Below are 19,141 nucleotides of genomic sequence, written 5' to 3'. Positions count from 1 at the left end.
GCCGTAGGGAGGGGAGGGCGCGCCTTTCGTGCCCTCCCGCTCTTGAAGGAGGAACTGATGGACAAGATATCCTTGGACAAAGTCTCGGCCACGCCGGAGGCCGAGGTGCTTCTAGCCGAGATCATAGCCGACCACGGCCCGGTTCTGTTCCACCAATCCGGCGGCTGTTGCGACGGTTCTTTGCCGATGTGCTACCCGCGCGGCGATTTCATCGTCGGCGACAGCGACGTCAAGCTGGGCGAGATCGGCGGCACGCCGGTCTATATCAGCGCCTCGCAATATGAAGTTTGGAAGCACACCGATCTCATCATCGATGTCGTGCCGGGCAGGGGTGGCATGTTCTCGCTCGACAATGGCCGCGAGAAGCGCTTCCTGACACGTTCGACGGTTTGCGCGGTGTCGCCGCCATCTTCCACCGACTGAGCGAACAGACCAGCCCGCCATCAGCCGCGATTGGGGTAATCGTCGCGCTTTGTTGGGTCTTTGGCTCGCAACCTGTTCGCCTTAGTGCTATGGCGCCGCTTTCAAACGGAAAAGCGAAGTCATGGCAGGTGTTGAACAGATCACGGTGGAAGCCGGCGAGGCGGGCATGCGGCTCGACCGCTGGTTCAAGGTCCATTATCCGGGCCTCGGCTTTGGTCACCTGCAGAAGCTGTTGCGCTCGGGCCAGATCCGCATAGACGGCGGCAGGGCAAAGGCCGATACACGCGTCGAGCCTGGCCAGACGGTGCGCATCCCGCCGCTCGACATCGACAAGAAAGGCGACGCGCCGCTTACCGGCCATTCGATCCGCAATCAGGGCGATGCCGACGTGCTGGCCAAGATGCTTCTGCACGAGGACCCGAAGGTCTTCGTCTTCAACAAGCCGGCCGGCCTGGCGGTGCAGGGCGGTTCGGGCGTCACCCGCAATGTTGACGACATGCTGGAAGCCTGGCGCAACCAGAAGGGCGAGAAGCCGCGGCTTGTCCACCGCCTCGACCGCGACACGTCCGGCGTGCTGGTGGTTGCCCGCACGCGTCTTGCCGCGATGAAGCTCTCGGAAGCGTTCCGGGCGCGCGAGACCAAGAAGACCTACTGGGCGCTGGTCAAGGGCGTGCCGGCGAAGCGCGAGGACAAGATCTCGACCTGGCTGGTCAAGGAGGCAACGCCGGACGGCGACCGCGTGCGCATCGCCAAGCATGGCGAGAAGGGGGCCGATCACGCTGTCTCCTATTACCGCGTCGTCGAGCAGGCGGCGCAGTCGCTGTCCTGGCTGGAGATGGAGCCCTATACCGGCCGCACGCATCAGCTGCGCGTCCACGCCGCTCATATCGGCTGCCCGATCATCGGCGATCCGAAATATTTCGAGGCCGATACCAATTGGGAATTTCCGGGCGGCATCCAGAATCGTCTGCATCTCCATGCCCGCCGCATCGTCATCCCGCATCCGGACCAGAGCGTCATCGATGTGACGGCGCCGATGCCGCCGCATATGCGCCAGAGCTGGAACCTGCTCGGCTTCGACGAGCAGAGCGCGGAGGACTGAGATTGACCGCTGCGCCCGCGCTGGATCGCCGTGATGCGGTCGACATGGCGGCAGCGGCCATCATGGTCGGGCTGACCTTCTCGTGGGGACTGAACTACGTCGCCGCCAAGATCTCCTACGCAGGCTACGACCCCGTCTTCGTCTCGATCGCACGGTCGCTAATCGGGGGAGCTTGCGTGCTTGGCTGGTGCCGGCTGCGCGGCATCAAGCTGTTCGAAGCGGATGGAACGCTGGGCGCCGGCATTGTCGTCGGCGTGCTTTTCGGCGTCGAGTTCCTGTGCCTCTATATCGGGCTTGAGTACACGACCGTCGCCCGCAACACGCTGCTGGTCAACACCATGCCGTTCTGGGTGCTGATCGGCGGTCATTTCCTGCTCGGCGAGCACATCAACGCGCGCAAGCTCGGTGGGCTTGTCCTGGCCTTCTGCGGCCTGGTGGCCGTGTTCTCCGACGGCATTGTCGCGGGCACCGATACGACCCTTCTGGGCGATCTGCTCAGCCTGGGTTCCGGCGTCCTGTGGGCAGCGACCAGCATCGTCATCAAGCGCTCGAAACTGGTCGCGACCAGCGCCGAGAAATTGCTGCTCTACCAACTGGCCGGCGCGGCGATAGTCGGTGTCGTGGTGATGCCCTTGGCCGGACCGCCCATTCGCGCGGTTGCAACCTTGCCGACGCTGGCGCTGCTCTTCCAGTCTTTCTATATCGTGGCCTTCACCTATGTATTGTGGTTCTGGCTGCTTCGGCGCTACCCCGCGTCCGGCCTGTCGAGCTTCGCCTTCCTGTCGCCGGTGTTCGGCGTCTTATGCGGCGCGGTGGTCCTTGGTGAAGCGCCGACGACCAGGATATTCCTGGCTCTGGCCCTGATCGCCGCCGGCCTCATCATCGTCAACCGGCCGGCGCGCAGGCAGCCAACAGTTTAGGGAGTTCGACATGCGCGATATCCTCGAAGACCTCGAAGCCGGAAAACTGCTTTCCGATCCCGATCCCGTGCGCCGTGCCCAGATCCAGATGAAGACGCCGCTGCCGAAGCGTTTCTACAAGGCGGTTTCGGTTGTCCCGGTGGAAAACGGTTTTGCCATCCATCTCGACGGCAGGCCGGTGCGCACGCCTGGCAAGGCCGTGATGGTGCTGCCGACCGAAAAGGCCGCAGCACTTGTGGCTAGCGAATTCAGCGCGCAGGGTGAGGTCATCGACCCCGTGACGATGCCGGTCATGCGCCTCGTCAACACCGCCATCGACGGTGTCGCCTCCGACCCGCAGGCGGTGCTGGAAGATGTGCTGCGCTTCGCCTCGTCCGATCTGCTTTGTTACCGCGCCGACGGTCCGCAAGGCCTGATCGATCGTCAGAACAAGCTGTGGGATCCGGTGCTGGACTGGGCACGCGGCAGCCTTGGCGCGCGCTTCAACCTTGCCGAAGGCATCATCCATGTCGAGCAGCCTCGCGAAGCCATCGCCATCCTCGGCGCGCATCTCGGCCAGCGTGCCGAGCCGATGCGGCTGGCCGCTATCCATGTCATGACGGCGCTGACCGGCTCGGCGCTGCTGGCTTTGGCCGTCGATTTCGGCGAGCTCGACGCCGAGGAAGCCTGGGCGGCGGCCCATGTCGACGAGGACTGTCAGATCGAGCATTGGGGCCAGGACGCCGAGGCTGTCGCGCGCCGCTCGGCCCGCAAGCGCGACATGATGGCGGCGGTCAGCCTGCTCGAGGGACTGAAAGCCTAGAAGCCGGGAAATGGGCGCAGGGGTTTTCCGTGCGGAATGCTCCTGCGCCACCCATGGCTGAACCAGCAATCGATCCCATGCTATTGTTCTCCACTCAACCAGTGGGGGCGGTCATGTCGGACTTTCAGAAAGCAGTTATCTCCACGCCGGGCAGGGAGCGCCTCGCCAAAGCGCCACATGGTGCGAAGGTTGTCGTCCATGCCACTGCCGCCGAGACCAACGGCGCATTTGGAATGTGGGAAACTTTCACCCTCCCTGGGAAAGGCCCGGCCCCTCACACTCACACGCGCGAGACGGAGGTTTTTAGGGTGGTTTGCGGGACTTATCGTTTCCAGTGCGGTGACGAAGAATTCGATGCCCCTCCAGGCACTGTCGTCGTTCTGCCCCCTTACGTCCGTCACAGTTGGCGCAATATTGGCGACGTGCCCGGGCAGATGTTCGCGATAGTAACGCCGGGCGCCTTTGAGCAACTCTTCATGGAGATAGAGGCGTCTGGTGCCGCCTCGCCCGACGAGATAGCACTGCTAGAAGCCCGTCTTGGGATAATCAACGACGAGACGTTGGCGCTCGATCGTTAGGACTACGCCGTATGCCTTCACTGCGGATATTGAGAAAACCGCTCCTTTCGAAGAGGATGTGCGGCGGATTGGTTGACTAGCGCTGGAAATGAACCGCTCCCTGCACCGCGCCGCTTTCGCAGTGCACCTAATACCAAAGTCATAATCCCATTGTCGCGGTGCCTTTCGCCCGCCCTTTCTGTCATTTTTTGCTTCGTTGGCTGCGTTTTCGAGTTCGCGTTCGGAGGAGTGCGGCGCGCAGCTGTCGAGGACAGACGGGATCTCACGGGAGGATATTCAAATGGCAATGGCTTCGACCGCCGGCAGAACCAGCCGCGGCATGACGCGGGAGGAGAAGAAAGTCATCTTCGCCTCATCGCTCGGCACCGTTTTCGAATGGTATGATTTCTACCTTTACGGCTCGCTGGCCGCCTTCATCGGCTCGACCTTCTTCAGCCCGGCGATCCCGGAGGCGACGCGCAACATCTTCGCGCTGCTGGCCTTTGCCGCCGGCTTCCTGGTGCGCCCATTCGGCGCGCTCGTGTTCGGTCGCATCGGTGACCTCGTCGGCCGCAAATACACCTTCCTCGTCACCATGACGATCATGGGCCTGTCGACCTTCCTGGTCGGCCTGCTGCCCGGTTATGCGAGCTGGGGCATCGCCGCTCCGGTGATCCTGATCGGACTGCGCATGCTGCAGGGCCTGGCGCTTGGCGGCGAATATGGCGGCGCCGCGACCTATGTCGCCGAGCATGCGCCCGACGATCGCCGCGGTTATTACACGTCATGGATCCAGACGACGGCGACGCTCGGCCTGTTCCTGTCGCTCATCGTCATCCTGATCGTGCAGGCCTCGCTCAGCAAGGAAACCTATGCAAGCTGGGGCTGGCGCATTCCCTTCATCGTTTCCTTCCTGTTGCTCGCCGTTTCGGTCTGGATTCGGCTGTCGCTGTCGGAGTCGCCGACCTTCCAGCGCATGAAGGACGAGGGTAAGGGCTCCAAGGCGCCGCTAACGGAGGCTTTCGGTCAGTGGAAGAACGCCAAGATAGCCCTTCTGGCGCTGCTCGGCCTCACCGCCGGCCAGGCCGTGATCTGGTACAACGGCCAGTTCTACGCCCTGTTCTTCCTCACCAACGTGCTGAAGGTCGACGCGCAGTCGGTCAACATCATGATCGCCATCGCGCTTGCGATCGGCTCTATCTTCTTCGTCGTGTTCGGATGGCTGTCCGACAAGATCGGCCGCAAGCCGATCATCATGGCCGGCCTTGCGCTCGGCATCGTCTGCACCTTCCCGCTGTTCAAGGCGCTGACCTGGGCTGCCAATCCGGCCCTGGCCACCGCCCAGCAGAACACCCGCGCGACGGTGACGGCGGCGCCCGGCGACTGCAGGTTCCAGTTCAACCCGGTCGGCACGGCGAAATTCACGACGTCCTGCGATATCGCGACCTCATTCCTGACCAAGAACTCGGTCCCTTATGACGTCGTCACGACGGCCGCGCCTGGAACTGCGGCCACGGTCAAGATCGGCAACGAGACGGTGCCGTCTTATGACGCCGTTGCCGCCGGCGATCAGGCCAAGGCCAAGGAGGCGGCCTTCCAAAAGGCGGTGAATATGTCGCTGAAGGATGGCGGCTATCCGCTGAAGCGCGCCGCGGCCAAGGTGGCGGACCAGAAGCTCGACGCCTTCGTCGCGGCCAATCCGGAACTGAAGCTCGACGCTGCGGCAATTCGCGGCGGCGAGAAGGCGACGGTGAAGACCGATCAGGCGATCGCCGACAAGATCCTGACCAAGGACGAGGCAGCCGGCGCGCCGGAAGTCACGGTCTACACCATCCCGGGTGGGGGCGCCTTCGCGATGACTGCCGACCCGGCCGCCATCAACTGGCCGATGACAATCGGCATCCTGTTCATCCTGGTGCTGTTCGTGACCATGGTCTATGGGCCGATCGCCGCAATCCTGGTCGAAATGTTCCCGACCCGCATTCGCTACACCGGCATGTCGTTGCCCTACCATATCGGCAACGGCTGGTTCGGCGGTCTGCTGCCGGCGACAGTGTTCGCGCTCAGCGCCTACAAGGGCGACATCTACTACGGTCTCTGGTACCCGGTGATCATCGCGGCGATGTCGCTGATCATCGGCATGATCTTCGTCAGGGATACGCTCGGCACCGATCTGCACGCCAAATAGCCACAGATCGATCCACAGCAAACGAAAGCCCGGCGCGATTGCTCGCGCCGGGCTTTTTCGTCCATAAAACCTAAGAGGCGATGATCAGCTCTTGCGCTGATTTTCTTCCTCGACAGCGGCCTCGTGGTACCAGCCGTCGAAGTCGGCGTGCTCGCCGTGAAGCGTCGCAAGCTCTGCCGCGAATTTCGCCTTGGCGCCTAAATTTAAAGCAGACTTGCGTCCTGCCAGCGGGAACATCAGGATTTTCGCCGTGGGACGGGCGGAGACGATCTCCATTGCCGGTCTCCTTTCTTCTTTACGAGCTTTTCGATTCACCTTTCCCGCAATGTAGGTTCTGCGATTCATTTAGGCAATATGCCTACCAAAGGATCAATATTTGCATATTATTTGGGCATATGGCGGATCTGATCGATCTCGCCGCAGTGCTGAGGCGGCTGAGCAAAACCAACACGATCTCGTGACCATTTTGCCGCACCCGATCGCGCGGGTGTGGCATACGATTTGCATTTTAACGACCGGCAGGCCGGCCAGCCCGGCCATGCGTCGACACCGCATGCGGTGATCAAGCAACGAGAGGCTCCAGAATGACCAAATACAAGCTCGAGTATATCTGGCTCGACGGATACGTCCCGACCCCAAGCCTGCGCGGCAAGACCCAGATCAAGGAGTTCGCCGAGTTCCCGACGCTCGAGCAGCTGCCGCTGTGGGGCTTCGATGGCTCCTCGACCAACCAGGCCGAAGGTCACAGCTCCGACTGCGTGCTGAAGCCCGTCGCCGTCTATCCGGATCCGGCCCGCACCGACGGCGTGCTGGTCATGTGCGAAGTCATGATGCCCGATGGCGTGACGCCGCATGTTTCCAACAAGCGCGCCACCATCCTCGACGACGAGGGCGCCTGGTTCGGTTTCGAGCAGGAGTATTTCTTCTATAAGGATGGTCGTCCGCTGGGCTTCCCCGAGAGCGGCTATCCGGCGCCGCAGGGCCCATACTACACCGGTGTCGGCTACAAGAATGTCGGCGATGTCGCGCGCACGATCGTCGAGGAGCATCTCGACCTCTGCCTGGCCGCTGGCATCAACCATGAAGGCATCAACGCCGAAGTGGCGAAGGGCCAGTGGGAATTCCAGATCTTCGGCAAGGGCTCCAAGAAAGCCGCCGACCAGATGTGGATGGCTCGCTACCTGCTGCTGCGCCTGACCGAGAAATACGGCATCGACATCGAGTTCCACTGCAAGCCGCTCGGCGACACCGACTGGAACGGCTCGGGCATGCACGCCAACTTCTCGACCGCCTATATGCGCGAAGTCGGCGGCAAGGCCTATTTCGAGGCGCTGATGGCGCAGTTCGACAAGAACCTGATGGACCACATCGCCGTTTATGGCCCGGACAACGACAAGCGCCTGACCGGCAAGCACGAGACCGCGCCGTGGAACAAGTTCTCCTACGGCATCGCCGACCGCGGCGCCTCGATCCGCGTGCCGCACTCCTTCGTCAAGAACGACTACAAGGGCTATCTGGAAGACCGTCGCCCGAACTCGCAGGGCGACCCCTACCAGATCGCTTCGCAGATCCTGAAGACGATCTCGGAGGTTTCGACCGCCGCGGTCTCCGCCGCCGCCTGATCATCCAGGCGCGGGCCTCGCCTGCGCCGGATGAGCTTCAATTGTCGAAAGCCCCGGCGTTCTTCGCCGGGGCTTTTTGCATGCAAACCACCGGCGGGAATATTTCGTCCGCCCACGGTCAGCCGGCAGCGACACCGCGCAATTGAGCGCCGCGGCCATTTCGGCATGACTGCTGCTTCTGCAGCGGCGGACCGGCCGGACGCTGCATGGGTCCGATCGTTTGCGGGAGGGCGACAGCCCTCCGATGGACTGCCCACGCGAAAACCCCGGCGAAACGCCGGGGTCCGTCTTTGTCGCCGATGCGAAGAAGTTCGGTCGTTAGACCGAATAGTACATGTCGTACTCGACAGGATGCGGGGTCATTTCGAAGCGCATCACCTCAGCCATCTTGAGCTCGATGTAGGCATCGATCTGATCGTCGTCGAAGACGCCGCCGGCCTTCAGGAATCCGCGATCCTTGTCAAGGTTCTGCAACGCCTCGCGCAGCGAGCCGCAGACGGTCGGGATCTTCTTCAGCTCCTTCGGCGGCAGGTCGTAGAGGTCCTTGTCCATCGGCTGTCCGGGATGGATCTTGTTCTTGATGCCGTCGAGGCCGGCCATCAGCATGGCGGCGAAGCCGAGATAGGGATTCGCGCCCGGATCGGGGAAGCGCACCTCGACGCGCTTCGACTTCGGCGAGGAGCCGAACGGAATACGGCAGGAAGCCGAGCGGTTGCGCGCCGAATAGGCGAGCAGCACCGGCGCTTCGTAACCTGGCACCAGACGCTTGTAGGAGTTGGTGAGCGGGTTGGTGAAGGCGTTGATCGCCTTGGCGTGCTTGATGATGCCGCCGATGTAATAGAGGCAGGTTTCCGAGAGGCCTGCATATTCGTTGCCGGCGAAGGTCGGCTTGCCGCCTTTCCAGATCGACTGGTGCACATGCATGCCCGAGCCGTTGTCGCCGAACACAGGCTTCGGCATGAAGGTGGCCGTCTTGCCGTAGGCATTGGCGACCTGGTGCACGACATACTTGTAGATCAGCATCTTGTCGGCGTTGCGCACCAGCGTGTCGAACTTGATGCCGAGCTCGTGCTGTGCGGCGGCGACTTCGTGGTGATGCTTTTCGACGCGCACGCCCATCTCGGCCAGCACGGTCAGCATTTCGGAGCGCATGTCTTGCGCGGAATCGATCGGCGGCACGGGGAAGTAGCCGCCCTTGATGCGCGGACGGTGGCCGAGATTGCCGGTCTCGTAGTCGGTGTCGTCATTGGAAGGCAGTTCGGTGGAGTCCAGGCGGAATCCGGTGTTGTAGGGGTCTGCCTTGTACTTGACGTCGTCGAAGACAAAGAACTCGGCTTCCGGGCCGACATAGATGGTGTCGCCGATGCCTTCCGACTTCATGTAGGCTTCGGCCTTCTTGGCGGTGCCGCGCGGGTCGCGGTTGTAGGCCTCGCCGGAGATCGGATCGAGGATGTCGCACAGGATGACCATGGTCGACTGCGCGAAGAACGGATCCATGTGGACGGTGTCCATGTCAGGCATCAGCACCATGTCGGACTCGTTGATTGCCTTCCAGCCGGCGATCGAGGAGCCGTCGAACATCACGCCATCGGCGAACATGTCTTCTTCGACCTCGACGACATCCATCGTCACATGCTGCAGCTTGCCGCGTGGATCGGTGAAGCGCAGGTCAACGAATTTCACGTCGTTGTCCTTGATCTGCTTCATGATGTCTTTGGCTGTCGTCATGTCATGTATCCCTGTGTGATGACGTGTTTTTGATGATGACGTTACAGAAAGATGGGTGGCGTCAGATGGCGTCGATGCCGGTCTCGCCGGTACGGATGCGCACGACTTCCTCTATATTGGAAACGAAGATTTTTCCATCGCCGATACGGCCTGTTTGCGCCGCCTTGCGGATGGCCTCGATGGCGCCTTCGACGGCTTCGTCGCCGAGCACCACCTCGATCTTCACTTTGGGCAGGAAGTCGACGACATATTCGGCGCCGCGATAAAGCTCGGTATGCCCCTTCTGGCGGCCGAAACCCTTGGCCTCGGTGACGGTGATGCCTTGGAGTCCGGCCTCCTGAAGCGCTTCCTTCACTTCGTCCAGCTTGAATGGCTTGATGATCGCTTCGATCTTTTTCATGTAAAAAATGGCCTCCACTGCCAAGAAGAGGGGTGGTGTACCCCGCTTGCGCCTCCATCTAGCACGAACCGTGCCAATCCAGGGGAGTGGAGACGGTACAGGGCGTTTTCGATACCGCGTCGCGCTCGGTTGCAAATTCGCGTCATCCGCTGCGTCGGATGCGGCATGGACGCCCAAACCCTGTACATCGCCCCTCCTCAATCCTGCGTAAAAAATGGGCAGGAAGCGCAATTGGCAGGCAGACCCCTCTCGAATGCGACCACATCTGCAAACGATACGCGGCCGCGGCGGTTTGCTTCGAACCGAAAACTGGACAATGCTTGATCGCACAGAGATCGGCAATCCCATGCGCAATGAACTTCTATCGACGGCCGAAATGGCCGAGGCGGACAGACTGGCGATCACGGCCGGACCGCTCGACGGCTACGGATTGATGCAGCGCGCCGGCGAAGCGGTCGCGGCCCTGGTTCTGGCGCGCCACCCGGGCGCGAAGAGGGTGCACGTGTTGTGCGGTCCCGGCAACAATGGCGGCGACGGCTATGTCGTGGCGCGGCTGTTGTCCGATGCCGGCGTCGATGTGGTTCTGTGGGCGTTGGGCGAACCGCGAGCCGGCAGTGACGCCGCGCTGGCTGCCGCCGCCTGCACCCTGGAGCGGCGCCCGTTGCCGGCCCTCACGGCCGAAGCCGGCTCGCTGGTCGTCGATGCGATCTATGGCGCGGGCCTGTCGAAGCCTCTCACCGGTGACGCCAAGGCCGCGGTCGACATCGTGACGGCGATGAACCTGCCGGTGGTCGCGATCGACCTGCCTTCGGGCGTTTCCGGCGATAGCGGCGAAGTTCTCGGCTCGGCATTTCGCGCCGTCCTCACGGTGACTTTCGCACGAAAGAAGCCCGGGCACCTGCTGCTGCCGGGCCGAGAGCGATGCGGCGAGATCGTGTTGGCCGATATCGGCATTCGCGACCAGATCATCGACGAGATCGCGCCAAGGACGTTTGAGAACCGGCCCGGGCTCTGGATCGCGAACTTTCCTGCGCCCGCCGTGGACGCGCATAAATACAAGCGCGGCCATACGAGCGTTTTTTCGGGCGGACCATCGGCGACGGGCGCCGCGCGCCTTTCGGCGCTGGCGGCCGCAAGAAGCGGGGCAGGGGCCGTCACCGTGCTCTCGCCGGCAAATGCCATGCAGGTCAACGCGGCGCATCTCACCTCCATCATGCTGCGTAAGGTCGACGCTATCGAGGATGTGCATGACCTGATCGGCGATCGCCGGCCGTCCACCTTTGTCCTCGGTCCCGGCTTCGGCATCGGCGACAAGGCGCGCGATTTCACGCTCGCCGTGCTCGCCAAAAACCGTCAGGACGGCGGCGTCGAGGGCCTCGTGCTCGACGCCGACGGCATCACGTCTTTCCGTAGTGCGGCCTCGACGCTGTTCCAGGCAGCCGGCAGGCCGGACGCGCCGGCGTTGATCATGACGCCGCATGAGGGCGAGTTCGGCAGGCTGTTCGCGGACATTGCGGGCAACAGGGCGTTGTCGAAGCTGGCCAAGGCGCGCGAAGCCGCGCAACGCGCCAACGCGGTGATCGTCTACAAGGGCGCCGACAGCGTGATCGCCGCGTCGGACGGCCGCGCGGCGATCAACGGCAATGGCGTGCCGTGGCTCGCCACCGCCGGTTCGGGCGATGTGCTGGCAGGCATCATCGCGGGCTTGCTCGCCCAAGGCATGCCGGCCTTCGAAGCGGCTTGCGCCGGCGTTTGGATCCACGCCGAGGCAGGCAGTCGCTTTGGGCCGGGCTTGATGGCCGAAGACCTGCCCCTGGCCATGGTGCCGGTTCTTCGCGACCTGACGCAGAACCCTATCCGATGAAACGGCTGGGGCTCGTCATCGCGGCCTTTCTCCTGGCGGCTTTCGCTGCCCAATTTGCGCATGCCGCCGGTCATCCCGTCACCATCGTCGACGACCCGCGTGTACTCGCCACGCTTGACGCCAAGGGATACGGTTTCGCCGGCCTCTTCGGCGTCGATGGCAAGGACGACCTGAAGACCCTCTACGACTCCGCTCCGGCCTATCACGCCCTGGTCGAAACCGTCGCCGCCGATGTTGCAGCGCTTCGCGCCGACATCAAGGCCGGCGGTCGTACCCTCTATGAAGTGACCGACGGCAATGTCGGCCGCATCATCGACATGCGCTGGCTGAAGACGAACGCGGCGCGCTTCCGGCTTGTCGGCGTCGTCAACCGGCTCGACCGGCGCGATTTCGCGGCGCTTGGCCAGGAGACGAGCTGCGGCGAGGTGCGGTTCATCTACCGCCTTGCGTACTCGTTCAAGAAGAACGGCAAGCAACTGGCCTCGCGCTTGCCATTCAACCTCAGCGCAATATACCGCGTCGCTCCGGACACTGACGGCGGCTGCGCGGGCGCGGCCGGCCGCTGGACGCCACAGCTCGACGAAACGGTCGATGCCGGCTGGCTGACCGGCGGGCCGCTCGAAAAGGCCTCGCTATCCTTCAAGCAGATCGAGCTCAACGCGCAGGTCGTGCGCTTTCCTTCCGGCCAGGAAACCGAGTTCGGCGGGCAGGCGGCTTACCTTATGCGCATCTTCAGCATCGACGGCGCGATGGTCGCAGAGAAGCCTCTGGAAAATACGCCGGACACGGCACGGCTCGCGGACGATGCGGCCCTGAAAGCGCGGCTTGCCGACTATGTCCGCGCCAATGCCGCTGCGGTCGATCTCGGCGTCTATCAAATCCCGGACGAGTTCCTGGCGAGAAAAGTCATCTCCTGGTCGACCTTCGGCAGCGCAAGGCAGGCCAATCATCCGTTCACGCCGTTGCTCGATCCCAAAGCGTTCGCCGGGCTCGATTATTCGAAATTTTCATTGGCCCGCACGCCGGAAGCCCTGGTCGAGCGGCTCGACAACGGCGCCTGCCAGGGCTGCCATCAGGCCGGTTCGACCGCCGGCTTCCATTTCATCGGCCTCGACGACGCGACGACCTCGCCGCTGAACCGGCTCGAGGTCGGCATATCGCCGCATCTCCATGCCGAGATCCCGCGCCGCGAAGCCTGGCTGCAGGCGACCGCCGAGGGCAGGGAGCCCAACCGCTTCCGGCCATTGTCGTTTGCGCCACCCGCTGCCTGGAAAGACACTGGCGAGGTCGTCTATGCGCCGGCCGAAACGGCGATGCCATGCCTGATGCCGGAAGACGCCGCTCGCTTCGGCAGCAGCTGGCAATGCGGCGGCGGTACGATCTGCACGCCAATCGCCACCGCCTCGGGGGTGAGGATCAAACTGGCGCAATGCCTGCTGCCGAAAGACAGTCCCGCCATGTTTTCCGGCCATCCTTGCCTCACCGGCTCGATCGCCAGCAATGCGGCAGAGCCGTTCAACGACCGCTACAGGATCACCGGCCAGTTCGCCGCCTTCGCGCCGGCGATCTCCCGCACGGCCTATACCTGCCGTCCACCGAAGATCGGCGTCCCAGGAGGCTTCGCCTACCGCGCTTGCGACGACAAGGATCGCGCCTTCTCCGACTTCAAACCGGGCAAGCCGATGCCCAGTGAAATCTGCGGTCTTGTCGGCGGCAAAAAATTCGACATCTGCGTGGCGACCAACAATTTCGACCGGTGTCTTGGCGGCGCGGTCAATCGCGGCAACCGTCCAGCCTGCTCGGCCGACCATTTCTGCCGCGAGGACTATATGTGCCAGTCGCTGCCCGCGGATACGCCGGGCGCAGCCAAGGTCAAGGGCATCGGCTTCTGCTCGCCGACCTATTTCATCTTCCAGATGCGCATCGACAATCACGCCACCCCATGGGCGACCACGGCGCGCGCGAGCATGGGCGCAGGCTTCGGCGCGGCAGCCGAGGAATAAGGTCAGGCGAATTGCGGCGCGTGTTTTCGGATCGCTGTCGCCAGCGCCTCGCGAACCCGGTCTTCGCTGATGGCGCGCGTGTTCTCCACCCAGCCCGGTGTCGAAATCGGCGGCTCGAGAAAGATCACCTGTTCGTTCACCGGACCATGCACATAGGCCCGGTTCGAGCCGTATATGAGCACGCATGGGCCGCCAAGCGCACCGGCGGCATGAGAGATGCCGCCGTCGACGCCGAGGAAAACAGTCGAGGCCGCGATCTGGCACATGGCTTCAGCGATATCGGGCGTCGAGGTGAAGTCGATCGCCTCCGGCAAATGAGCCTTTATTTCGGCGGCGGCCTGCCGCTCCCGCGGTCCTCCGATCAGCCAGACCGACCAGCCGCGAGCAGCATAGTCGCGCGCGATCGAGACGAAGCGCTCCATCGGCCATGACCGCTTGTTGGCAAAATCGGACGTGTAAAGCGCAATCGCCGGCCTGGCCGGGTCGATGCCGTTGCGCTGGCGCCAGCCGGCGAGTTCCTCAGGAGAAACAACGAGCTGCGGCGCCGGCAATGGTCTTTCTTCAGCGGGCCTTTCGCCGAGAGATGCGATTGCGCAGACCTGTTCGGCCAGCCGTGTCTTGCGCGGGCCGAATGCAATCATCGATTTCAGCCAGCCTGCGGGCAGGCGGTTGACGATGCCGAACTGGAACTCGCGCGGATAGCCGATGCGCTCCGGTATTCCGGCCAGCCACGGCACCAGGGATGCCTTGGTGCTACTGGTAAGCATATAGGCCACCTGGTAATTCTCCTCGCGCAGTCTTCGCGCGAGTGCGGCTCGCTCTTTCAGCCCCGGCTTCCAGTGCTTCTCCGCTATCCAGACCTTGCGAACATGCGGCATCAGCCGCGCCAGCGGCGCGGCGATCCTCGAGGTAATGATGTCGATCGGCTGTCCGGGAAATCTCCCGGCGATGATCTGGATGGCCGCGTGGCAGCGGATGAAATCACCGATCGCCGGCAGGCAGAAAACCAGGATGGGGCGCAATGCGCGATACCTTTTCGATCCGGAAAGGCCGCCGCTGACAGGAAGCGTTTGCGTGATGTCTCACGGAAGCGCTTCGCCATCAAGGATGCGGCGGTAGAGCTCCAGATAGGCTTTTGCGGCCTTCTGGATCGGAAACCGGTCTGCCGCGGATTCGCGGCATCTTTGCGCCGACAAACCGCCGATTTCGCCAAGGCCGCGCGCGAACTCGTCATCCGTGTCGAAGAAGCGGCCGGTTTCCGCGTCGACCGTTTCGGGCAGCGCGCCGCGCGCCGTTGTCAGGACAGGCGTGCCGCACAGCATGGATTCGACCGGCGCGTTTCCAAAAGGCTCTTCCCAGGAAATCGGGTTGAGAAAGGCCCTGGTCTCGCCCAACAGACGCACCTTCGGTTCGCCGTCGACCATCCCGTGGTAGCGGAATCGTGACGACAGGCTCTTGAAGAAGACGCCCTCGCGGCGCGTCTTGCTGCGGCCAAGCAGCTTCCAGCGCGAGCCGCCGGCGATATCGAGCTTGAAATCGTATTTTTTCGCCAGGTCCACCGCCCGGTTGAGACCCTTTCCGGCCCGCGCGATGGCCGCCATGAAGAACAGATGGTCGTTCTTCGACGGCGCCAGCCGATAGGCGTCCACCGGAAAGCCGTTATAGACGAAGGTCTCGCGTCCATGCAGTTCCGCATGGCGGGCGCTGATGAAGCTCCAGTTCGGCTGCGGCCTCGGGTAATCCGGCAGATGACCGCGCTCGGTGTTCAGCGTCGGAAAAGGGACCTCGACCTTCCAGGCATGGAGATGGACGATATCGGCGTCCTTGGGCACAGCCGCGCGGCATTCGTCATTGGTGACCGCGTGGCGCACCTCGCACATCGGATGCGACGACCCCGGGCCGGCGATCAACGTCACCTGATGCCCCATCTTGACCATTTCCGTGGTCAGCCATTCGACCTGCCGCTGGATGCCGCCATAGCCCTTGCACGGAATAAGGCCCTGGGCCGCGAGTGTTATACGCATGTCGTCTCCGCGCTCATTTAGCGGTGGTCGTCCTTTCGGCTGATGGAGATCTGCTCACAACGGAATGTTGTCGTGCTTCTTCCAGGGGTTCTGCATGTCCTTGTTGCGCAGCATGCGCAACGCGCGCGCCACCCGGCGGCGGGTCGAATGCGGCATGATCACCTCGTCGACATAGCCGCGCTCGGCGGCGACGAAGGGCGACAGGAAGCGATCCTCGTAAGTCTTTGTATGAGCGGCGATTTTCTCCGGATCGCCGATGTCCTTGCGGTAGATGATCTCGACCGCGCCCCTGGCGCCCATCACGGCGATCTGCGCCGTCGGCCAGGCATAGTTCATGTCGCCGCGCAAATGCTTCGACGCCATAACGTCATAGGCCCCGCCATAGGCCTTGCGGGTGATGATGGTGATCTTCGGCACGGTCGCCTCGGCATAGGCGAAGAGCAGCTTGGCGCCGTGCTTGATCAGCCCGCCATATTCCTGCGCGGTGCCGGGCAAGAAGCCCGGCACGTCGACGAAGGTGACGATCGGAATCGAAAAACAGTCGCAGAAGCGCACGAAGCGCGCGGCCTTGCGGCTCGCGTCGGAATCGAGCACGCCGGCCAGCACCATCGGCTGGTTGGCGACGAAGCCCACCGTTCGGCCCTCGACGCGACCGAAGCCGGTGACGATGTTCTTGGCAAAGCTCTGCTGGATCTCGAAGAAATCGCCTTCGTCGGCGACCTTCAGGATCAGTTCCTTGATGTCATAGGGCTTGTTGGCATTGTCGGGGATCAGCCGGTCGAGCGATAGGTCGTGGTCCGTCACCGACTGGTAGCACTCGATCTCGGGGATCTCGGCCGTGTTGGATGCCGGCAGCAGGTCGACCAGCCGGCGCATCTGCAGCAGCGCCTCGACATCGTTATCATAGGCGCCGTCGGCGATGGAGGATCTGGTGGTGTGGACGGAAGCGCCGCCGAGACTCTCCGCGGTCACCGTCTCGTTGGTCACCGTCTTTACCACGTCCGGCCCGGTGACGAACATGTAAGAGGTGTCGCGCACCATGAAGATGAAATCGGTCATGGCCGGCGAGTAGACGTCGCCGCCGGCGCAGGGGCCCATGATCAGCGAAATCTGCGGGATAACGCCGGATGCGAGCACATTGCGCTGAAAGATCTCGGCATAACCGCCGAGCGCCGCCACGCCTTCCTGGATGCGCGCGCCGCCGGCATCATAGAGGCCGATGATCGGCGCGCGATTGCGCAACGCCATCTCTTGCACTTTAATGACCTTTTCGGCATGCGCCTCCGACAGCGAGCCGCCGAACACGGTGAAATCCTTGGCGAAGATGTAGACCGGGCGGCCGTTGACGGTGCCCCAGCCGGTGACGACGCCGTCGCCAGCGATCTTGGTCTTCTCCATGCCGAAATCGGTCGACCGGTGCTCGACATACATGTCGAACTCCTCGAACGAGCCTTCATCGAGAAATATCTCGATACGCTCGCGGGCGGTGAGCTTGCCCTTCTTGTGCTGCGCGTCGATGCGGTCCTTGCCACCGCCCATGCGGGCAATCTCGCGGCGACGCTCGAGTTCCTTCAGCACGTCTTTCATCACTGGTCCCCAAAAAGGATAAGTGATTTGTGGTAATGGCGAGGGCAGAGGAGCGCAAGCGCCCTCGTTTTGCTGCATTGCAACAGGGCCCCTTGCATTTCGGGCCGGACTCGGCCATATGCGGCGTATAGGCGCTTGGGCCGGTATGTCCGGCTTTCTCCATGAATGAGACTGGTTGCGTCTGTTTTCCCTCTTTCAAGTCGACCCAGGTCGATCGGCAAGACGGCGAAAAAGCCCCGGGGCATGAAGTCCGCGGGCACGACAGCGCAGCCGCGCGGACGTTTCCCGTCCGCCGCCTTGTCGTTTCCTGATGATTGTTTCGACGGCAGGTTGCGCCCTGCCGCCATTTGACGTTTGCGGCGATTGCGCCGCTTGAAAGAAGATAGATTTGACCAACGAAAACACTCTCCCCAACATCGATGCTGGGGAACTCTCCGGTTTCGCGGCCCTTGGCATTGGCGGCGCGCTGCTGAAGGCCACGCTTGGCGCGGGCTTCACCGAGCCGAAGCCGATCCAGGTGCAGGCGATCCCGCCGCAGTTGGAAGGCCGCGACATATTCGGCATCGCCCAGACCGGTTCGGGCAAGACGGCCGCCTTCGCGCTGCCGATCCTGTCGAAGATCATTGGCCTGGGCACCAAGCGCCGGCCAAAGACAGCCCGCGCGCTGATCCTGGCACCGACGCGCGAGCTTGCCGTGCAGATCGAGGACACCATCAAGCTGCTCGCCAAGGGCGCGCACATCTCCACCGCGCTGGTGCTCGGCGGCGTCTCGCGTTTCAGCCAGGTTAAGAAGATCGCTCCCGGCGTCGACATCCTGATCGCCACGCCTGGACGGTTGACCGATCTGGTGCGTGAAGGCGACCTTATCCTTGCCGACACCAAATGGCTCGTCCTCGACGAGGGCGACCGCATGCTCGACATGGGTTTCATCAACGACGTCAAGCGCATCGCCAAGGCGACCGCGCCGGACCGCCAGACGGCGCTGTTCTCGGCCACCATGCCTGACGAGATCGCCGAGCTTGCCAAGGGCCTCCTGAAGAATCCGGTCCGTATCGAGGTCTCGCCGCAGAGCACGACGGCCGCCGAGATCGTGCAGAGCGTGGTGCTTGCCCGCACCAGGCAGAAGCGCCAGGTGCTTTCTAAGATGCTGGCCGACGAGGCGATGCGCACGGTGATCGTGTTCTCGCGCACCAAGCATGGCGCCGATCGTGTCACCAAGGACCTTGTGCGCGACGGTTTTGAAGCCGCCGTCATCCACGGCAACAAGTCGCAGAACGCCCGTCAGAAGGCGCTCAACGATTTCCGCGACGGCTCGGTCCGCATTCTGGTCGCAACCGATATCGCGGCGCGCGGCATCGATGTGCCCGGCATCAGCCATGTCGTTAATTTCGACCTGCCGGATGAAGCGGAAAGCTATGTCCATCGCATCGGCCGCACCGGCCGCAACGGCAGGGACGGCATCGCGATCACGCTTTGCGATCCCTCGGAGAACGCCAAGCTGCGGCAGGTCGAGCGCATCATCCGCATGAAGCTGCCGGTTGTTGCCGATCATCTCGGCAGCCCGGATCCGCAGCGCGACCCCAGGGAAAAGGCCGAGCGCCATTTCGAGCCGGCCAATGACCGCGAGCATCATGGCGGCCGTCGCGATGGCCGCCGCCCGGGCAATGGCGGTGGCAAGAAGCACTTCGCCGGCCAACCCAATGGCGAGCGCGGACCGAAGCCGCAGGGCGAACGCCCGGCGGCCGCCCAGCCGAACGGCCAGCGCAAGCCTGACGGCTTCAAGCGCTTCAAGGGCAACAACAAGCGCCGCTTCGGCGGCAAGCGTCCGGCGAACCGGGCCGCTTGAGCCCGTCAAGGCGATGCAAGAAGAAACGGCCGGAGCGATGCTCCGGCCGTTTTCATTTCACCGGCCCCATTTTAT

Annotated in this window: 16 protein-coding genes; 10 read left to right on the top strand and 6 right to left on the bottom strand. The window is 63.1% G+C overall.

Annotated elements, in window-relative coordinates; translation table 11 throughout:
* Positions 1–57 precede the first annotated feature (57 nt).
* The 6 genes from CK230_RS16010 to CK230_RS15985 all read left to right on the top strand — a co-directional run bounded on the left by CK230_RS16010 (position 58) and on the right by CK230_RS15985 (position 5,992).
* Entirely contained in the window at positions 58–423 is a 366-nt protein-coding gene (locus tag CK230_RS16010; protein ID WP_095818174.1) for a DUF779 domain-containing protein, read from the top strand.
* A 121-nt stretch (positions 424–544) separates the two neighbouring features.
* Positions 545–1,525, top strand: a complete 981-nt coding sequence (locus CK230_RS16005; protein WP_095818125.1) for an RluA family pseudouridine synthase — start codon at positions 545–547, stop codon at positions 1,523–1,525.
* Between the two features lie 44 nt (positions 1,526–1,569).
* Positions 1,570–2,445: a DMT family transporter gene (locus tag CK230_RS16000; protein WP_095818173.1), complete on the top strand. Its 876-nt coding sequence runs from the start codon at positions 1,570–1,572 to the stop codon at positions 2,443–2,445.
* 10 nt (positions 2,446–2,455) lie between these two features.
* A complete protein-coding gene (locus CK230_RS15995) occupies positions 2,456–3,247 on the top strand; it encodes an ATP12 family chaperone protein (RefSeq protein ID WP_095818124.1) in 792 nt (263 codons plus the stop codon).
* A gap of 113 nt (positions 3,248–3,360) precedes the next feature.
* Positions 3,361–3,825 (top strand): cupin domain-containing protein, encoded by a 465-nt coding sequence (locus tag CK230_RS15990; protein ID WP_095818172.1) that lies wholly within the window; start codon positions 3,361–3,363, stop codon positions 3,823–3,825.
* Between the two features lie 280 nt (positions 3,826–4,105).
* On the top strand, positions 4,106–5,992 hold the full coding sequence (locus CK230_RS15985) for an MFS transporter (RefSeq protein WP_095818123.1): 1,887 nt from the start codon (positions 4,106–4,108) through the stop codon (positions 5,990–5,992).
* Positions 5,993–6,076: 84 nt separating this feature from the next.
* Here the strand turns inward: CK230_RS15985 and CK230_RS15980 are convergent, their stop codons facing one another.
* Entirely contained in the window at positions 6,077–6,268 is a 192-nt protein-coding gene (locus CK230_RS15980) for a DUF2735 domain-containing protein (RefSeq protein ID WP_095818122.1), read from the bottom strand.
* Between the two features lie 308 nt (positions 6,269–6,576).
* Here CK230_RS15980 and CK230_RS15975 point away from each other — a divergent pair, with 308 nt between their 5' ends.
* The gene (locus CK230_RS15975) at positions 6,577–7,614 is read left to right on the top strand and encodes a glutamine synthetase beta-grasp domain-containing protein (protein WP_095818121.1); all 1,038 of its coding nucleotides are present in this window, start codon (positions 6,577–6,579) and stop codon (positions 7,612–7,614) included.
* Between the two features lie 318 nt (positions 7,615–7,932).
* On the opposite strand, the gene glnA is transcribed toward CK230_RS15975, so the two are convergent.
* Complete coding sequence (glnA, locus tag CK230_RS15970) at positions 7,933–9,342, bottom strand: type I glutamate--ammonia ligase (RefSeq protein WP_095818120.1); 1,410 nt, start codon at positions 9,340–9,342, stop codon at positions 7,933–7,935.
* Between the two features lie 61 nt (positions 9,343–9,403).
* Positions 9,404–9,742: a P-II family nitrogen regulator gene (locus CK230_RS15965; protein ID WP_018428041.1), complete on the bottom strand. Its 339-nt coding sequence runs from the start codon at positions 9,740–9,742 to the stop codon at positions 9,404–9,406.
* A gap of 346 nt (positions 9,743–10,088) precedes the next feature.
* Here CK230_RS15965 and CK230_RS15960 point away from each other — a divergent pair, with 346 nt between their 5' ends.
* Together CK230_RS15960 and CK230_RS15955 are read left to right on the top strand one after the other, a co-directional pair.
* Positions 10,089–11,606, top strand: a complete 1,518-nt coding sequence (locus CK230_RS15960; protein ID WP_095818171.1) for an NAD(P)H-hydrate dehydratase — start codon at positions 10,089–10,091, stop codon at positions 11,604–11,606.
* Positions 11,603–13,609, top strand: coding sequence for a hypothetical protein (locus tag CK230_RS15955; protein ID WP_095818119.1), 2,007 nt, complete (start codon positions 11,603–11,605; stop codon positions 13,607–13,609). The genes CK230_RS15960 and CK230_RS15955 overlap by 4 nt, the downstream gene beginning before the upstream one ends.
* 2 nt (positions 13,610–13,611) lie before the next feature.
* Here CK230_RS15955 and waaF read toward each other — a convergent pair whose 3' ends face one another.
* Genes waaF through CK230_RS15940 form a run of 3 tightly spaced genes read right to left on the bottom strand, consistent with a single transcriptional unit; the run spans position 13,612 to position 17,220 of the window.
* A complete protein-coding gene (gene waaF / locus CK230_RS15950; RefSeq protein WP_095818118.1) occupies positions 13,612–14,631 on the bottom strand; it encodes a lipopolysaccharide heptosyltransferase II in 1,020 nt (339 codons plus the stop codon).
* Positions 14,632–14,691: 60 nt separating this feature from the next.
* The gene (locus tag CK230_RS15945; RefSeq protein ID WP_095818117.1) at positions 14,692–15,633 is read right to left on the bottom strand and encodes a glycosyltransferase; all 942 of its coding nucleotides are present in this window, start codon (positions 15,631–15,633) and stop codon (positions 14,692–14,694) included.
* 54 nt (positions 15,634–15,687) lie between these two features.
* Positions 15,688–17,220 carry an acyl-CoA carboxylase subunit beta gene (locus CK230_RS15940; RefSeq protein ID WP_095818116.1) on the bottom strand — a complete coding sequence of 511 codons (1,533 nt, stop codon included), beginning with the start codon at positions 17,218–17,220 and terminating at the stop codon, positions 15,688–15,690.
* A 388-nt stretch (positions 17,221–17,608) separates the two neighbouring features.
* Here CK230_RS15940 and CK230_RS15935 point away from each other — a divergent pair, with 388 nt between their 5' ends.
* Positions 17,609–19,066 (top strand): DEAD/DEAH box helicase, encoded by a 1,458-nt coding sequence (locus CK230_RS15935; RefSeq protein WP_095818115.1) that lies wholly within the window; start codon positions 17,609–17,611, stop codon positions 19,064–19,066.
* Positions 19,067–19,141: the final 75 nt, after the last annotated feature.

It is taken from the genome of Mesorhizobium sp. WSM3859 (genome assembly GCF_002295065.1).
Taxonomy (GTDB): domain Bacteria; phylum Pseudomonadota; class Alphaproteobacteria; order Rhizobiales; family Rhizobiaceae; genus Mesorhizobium.
Note: the sequence above shows the minus strand (reverse complement) of the source record. Positions and strands in the feature narration are given on the sequence as shown.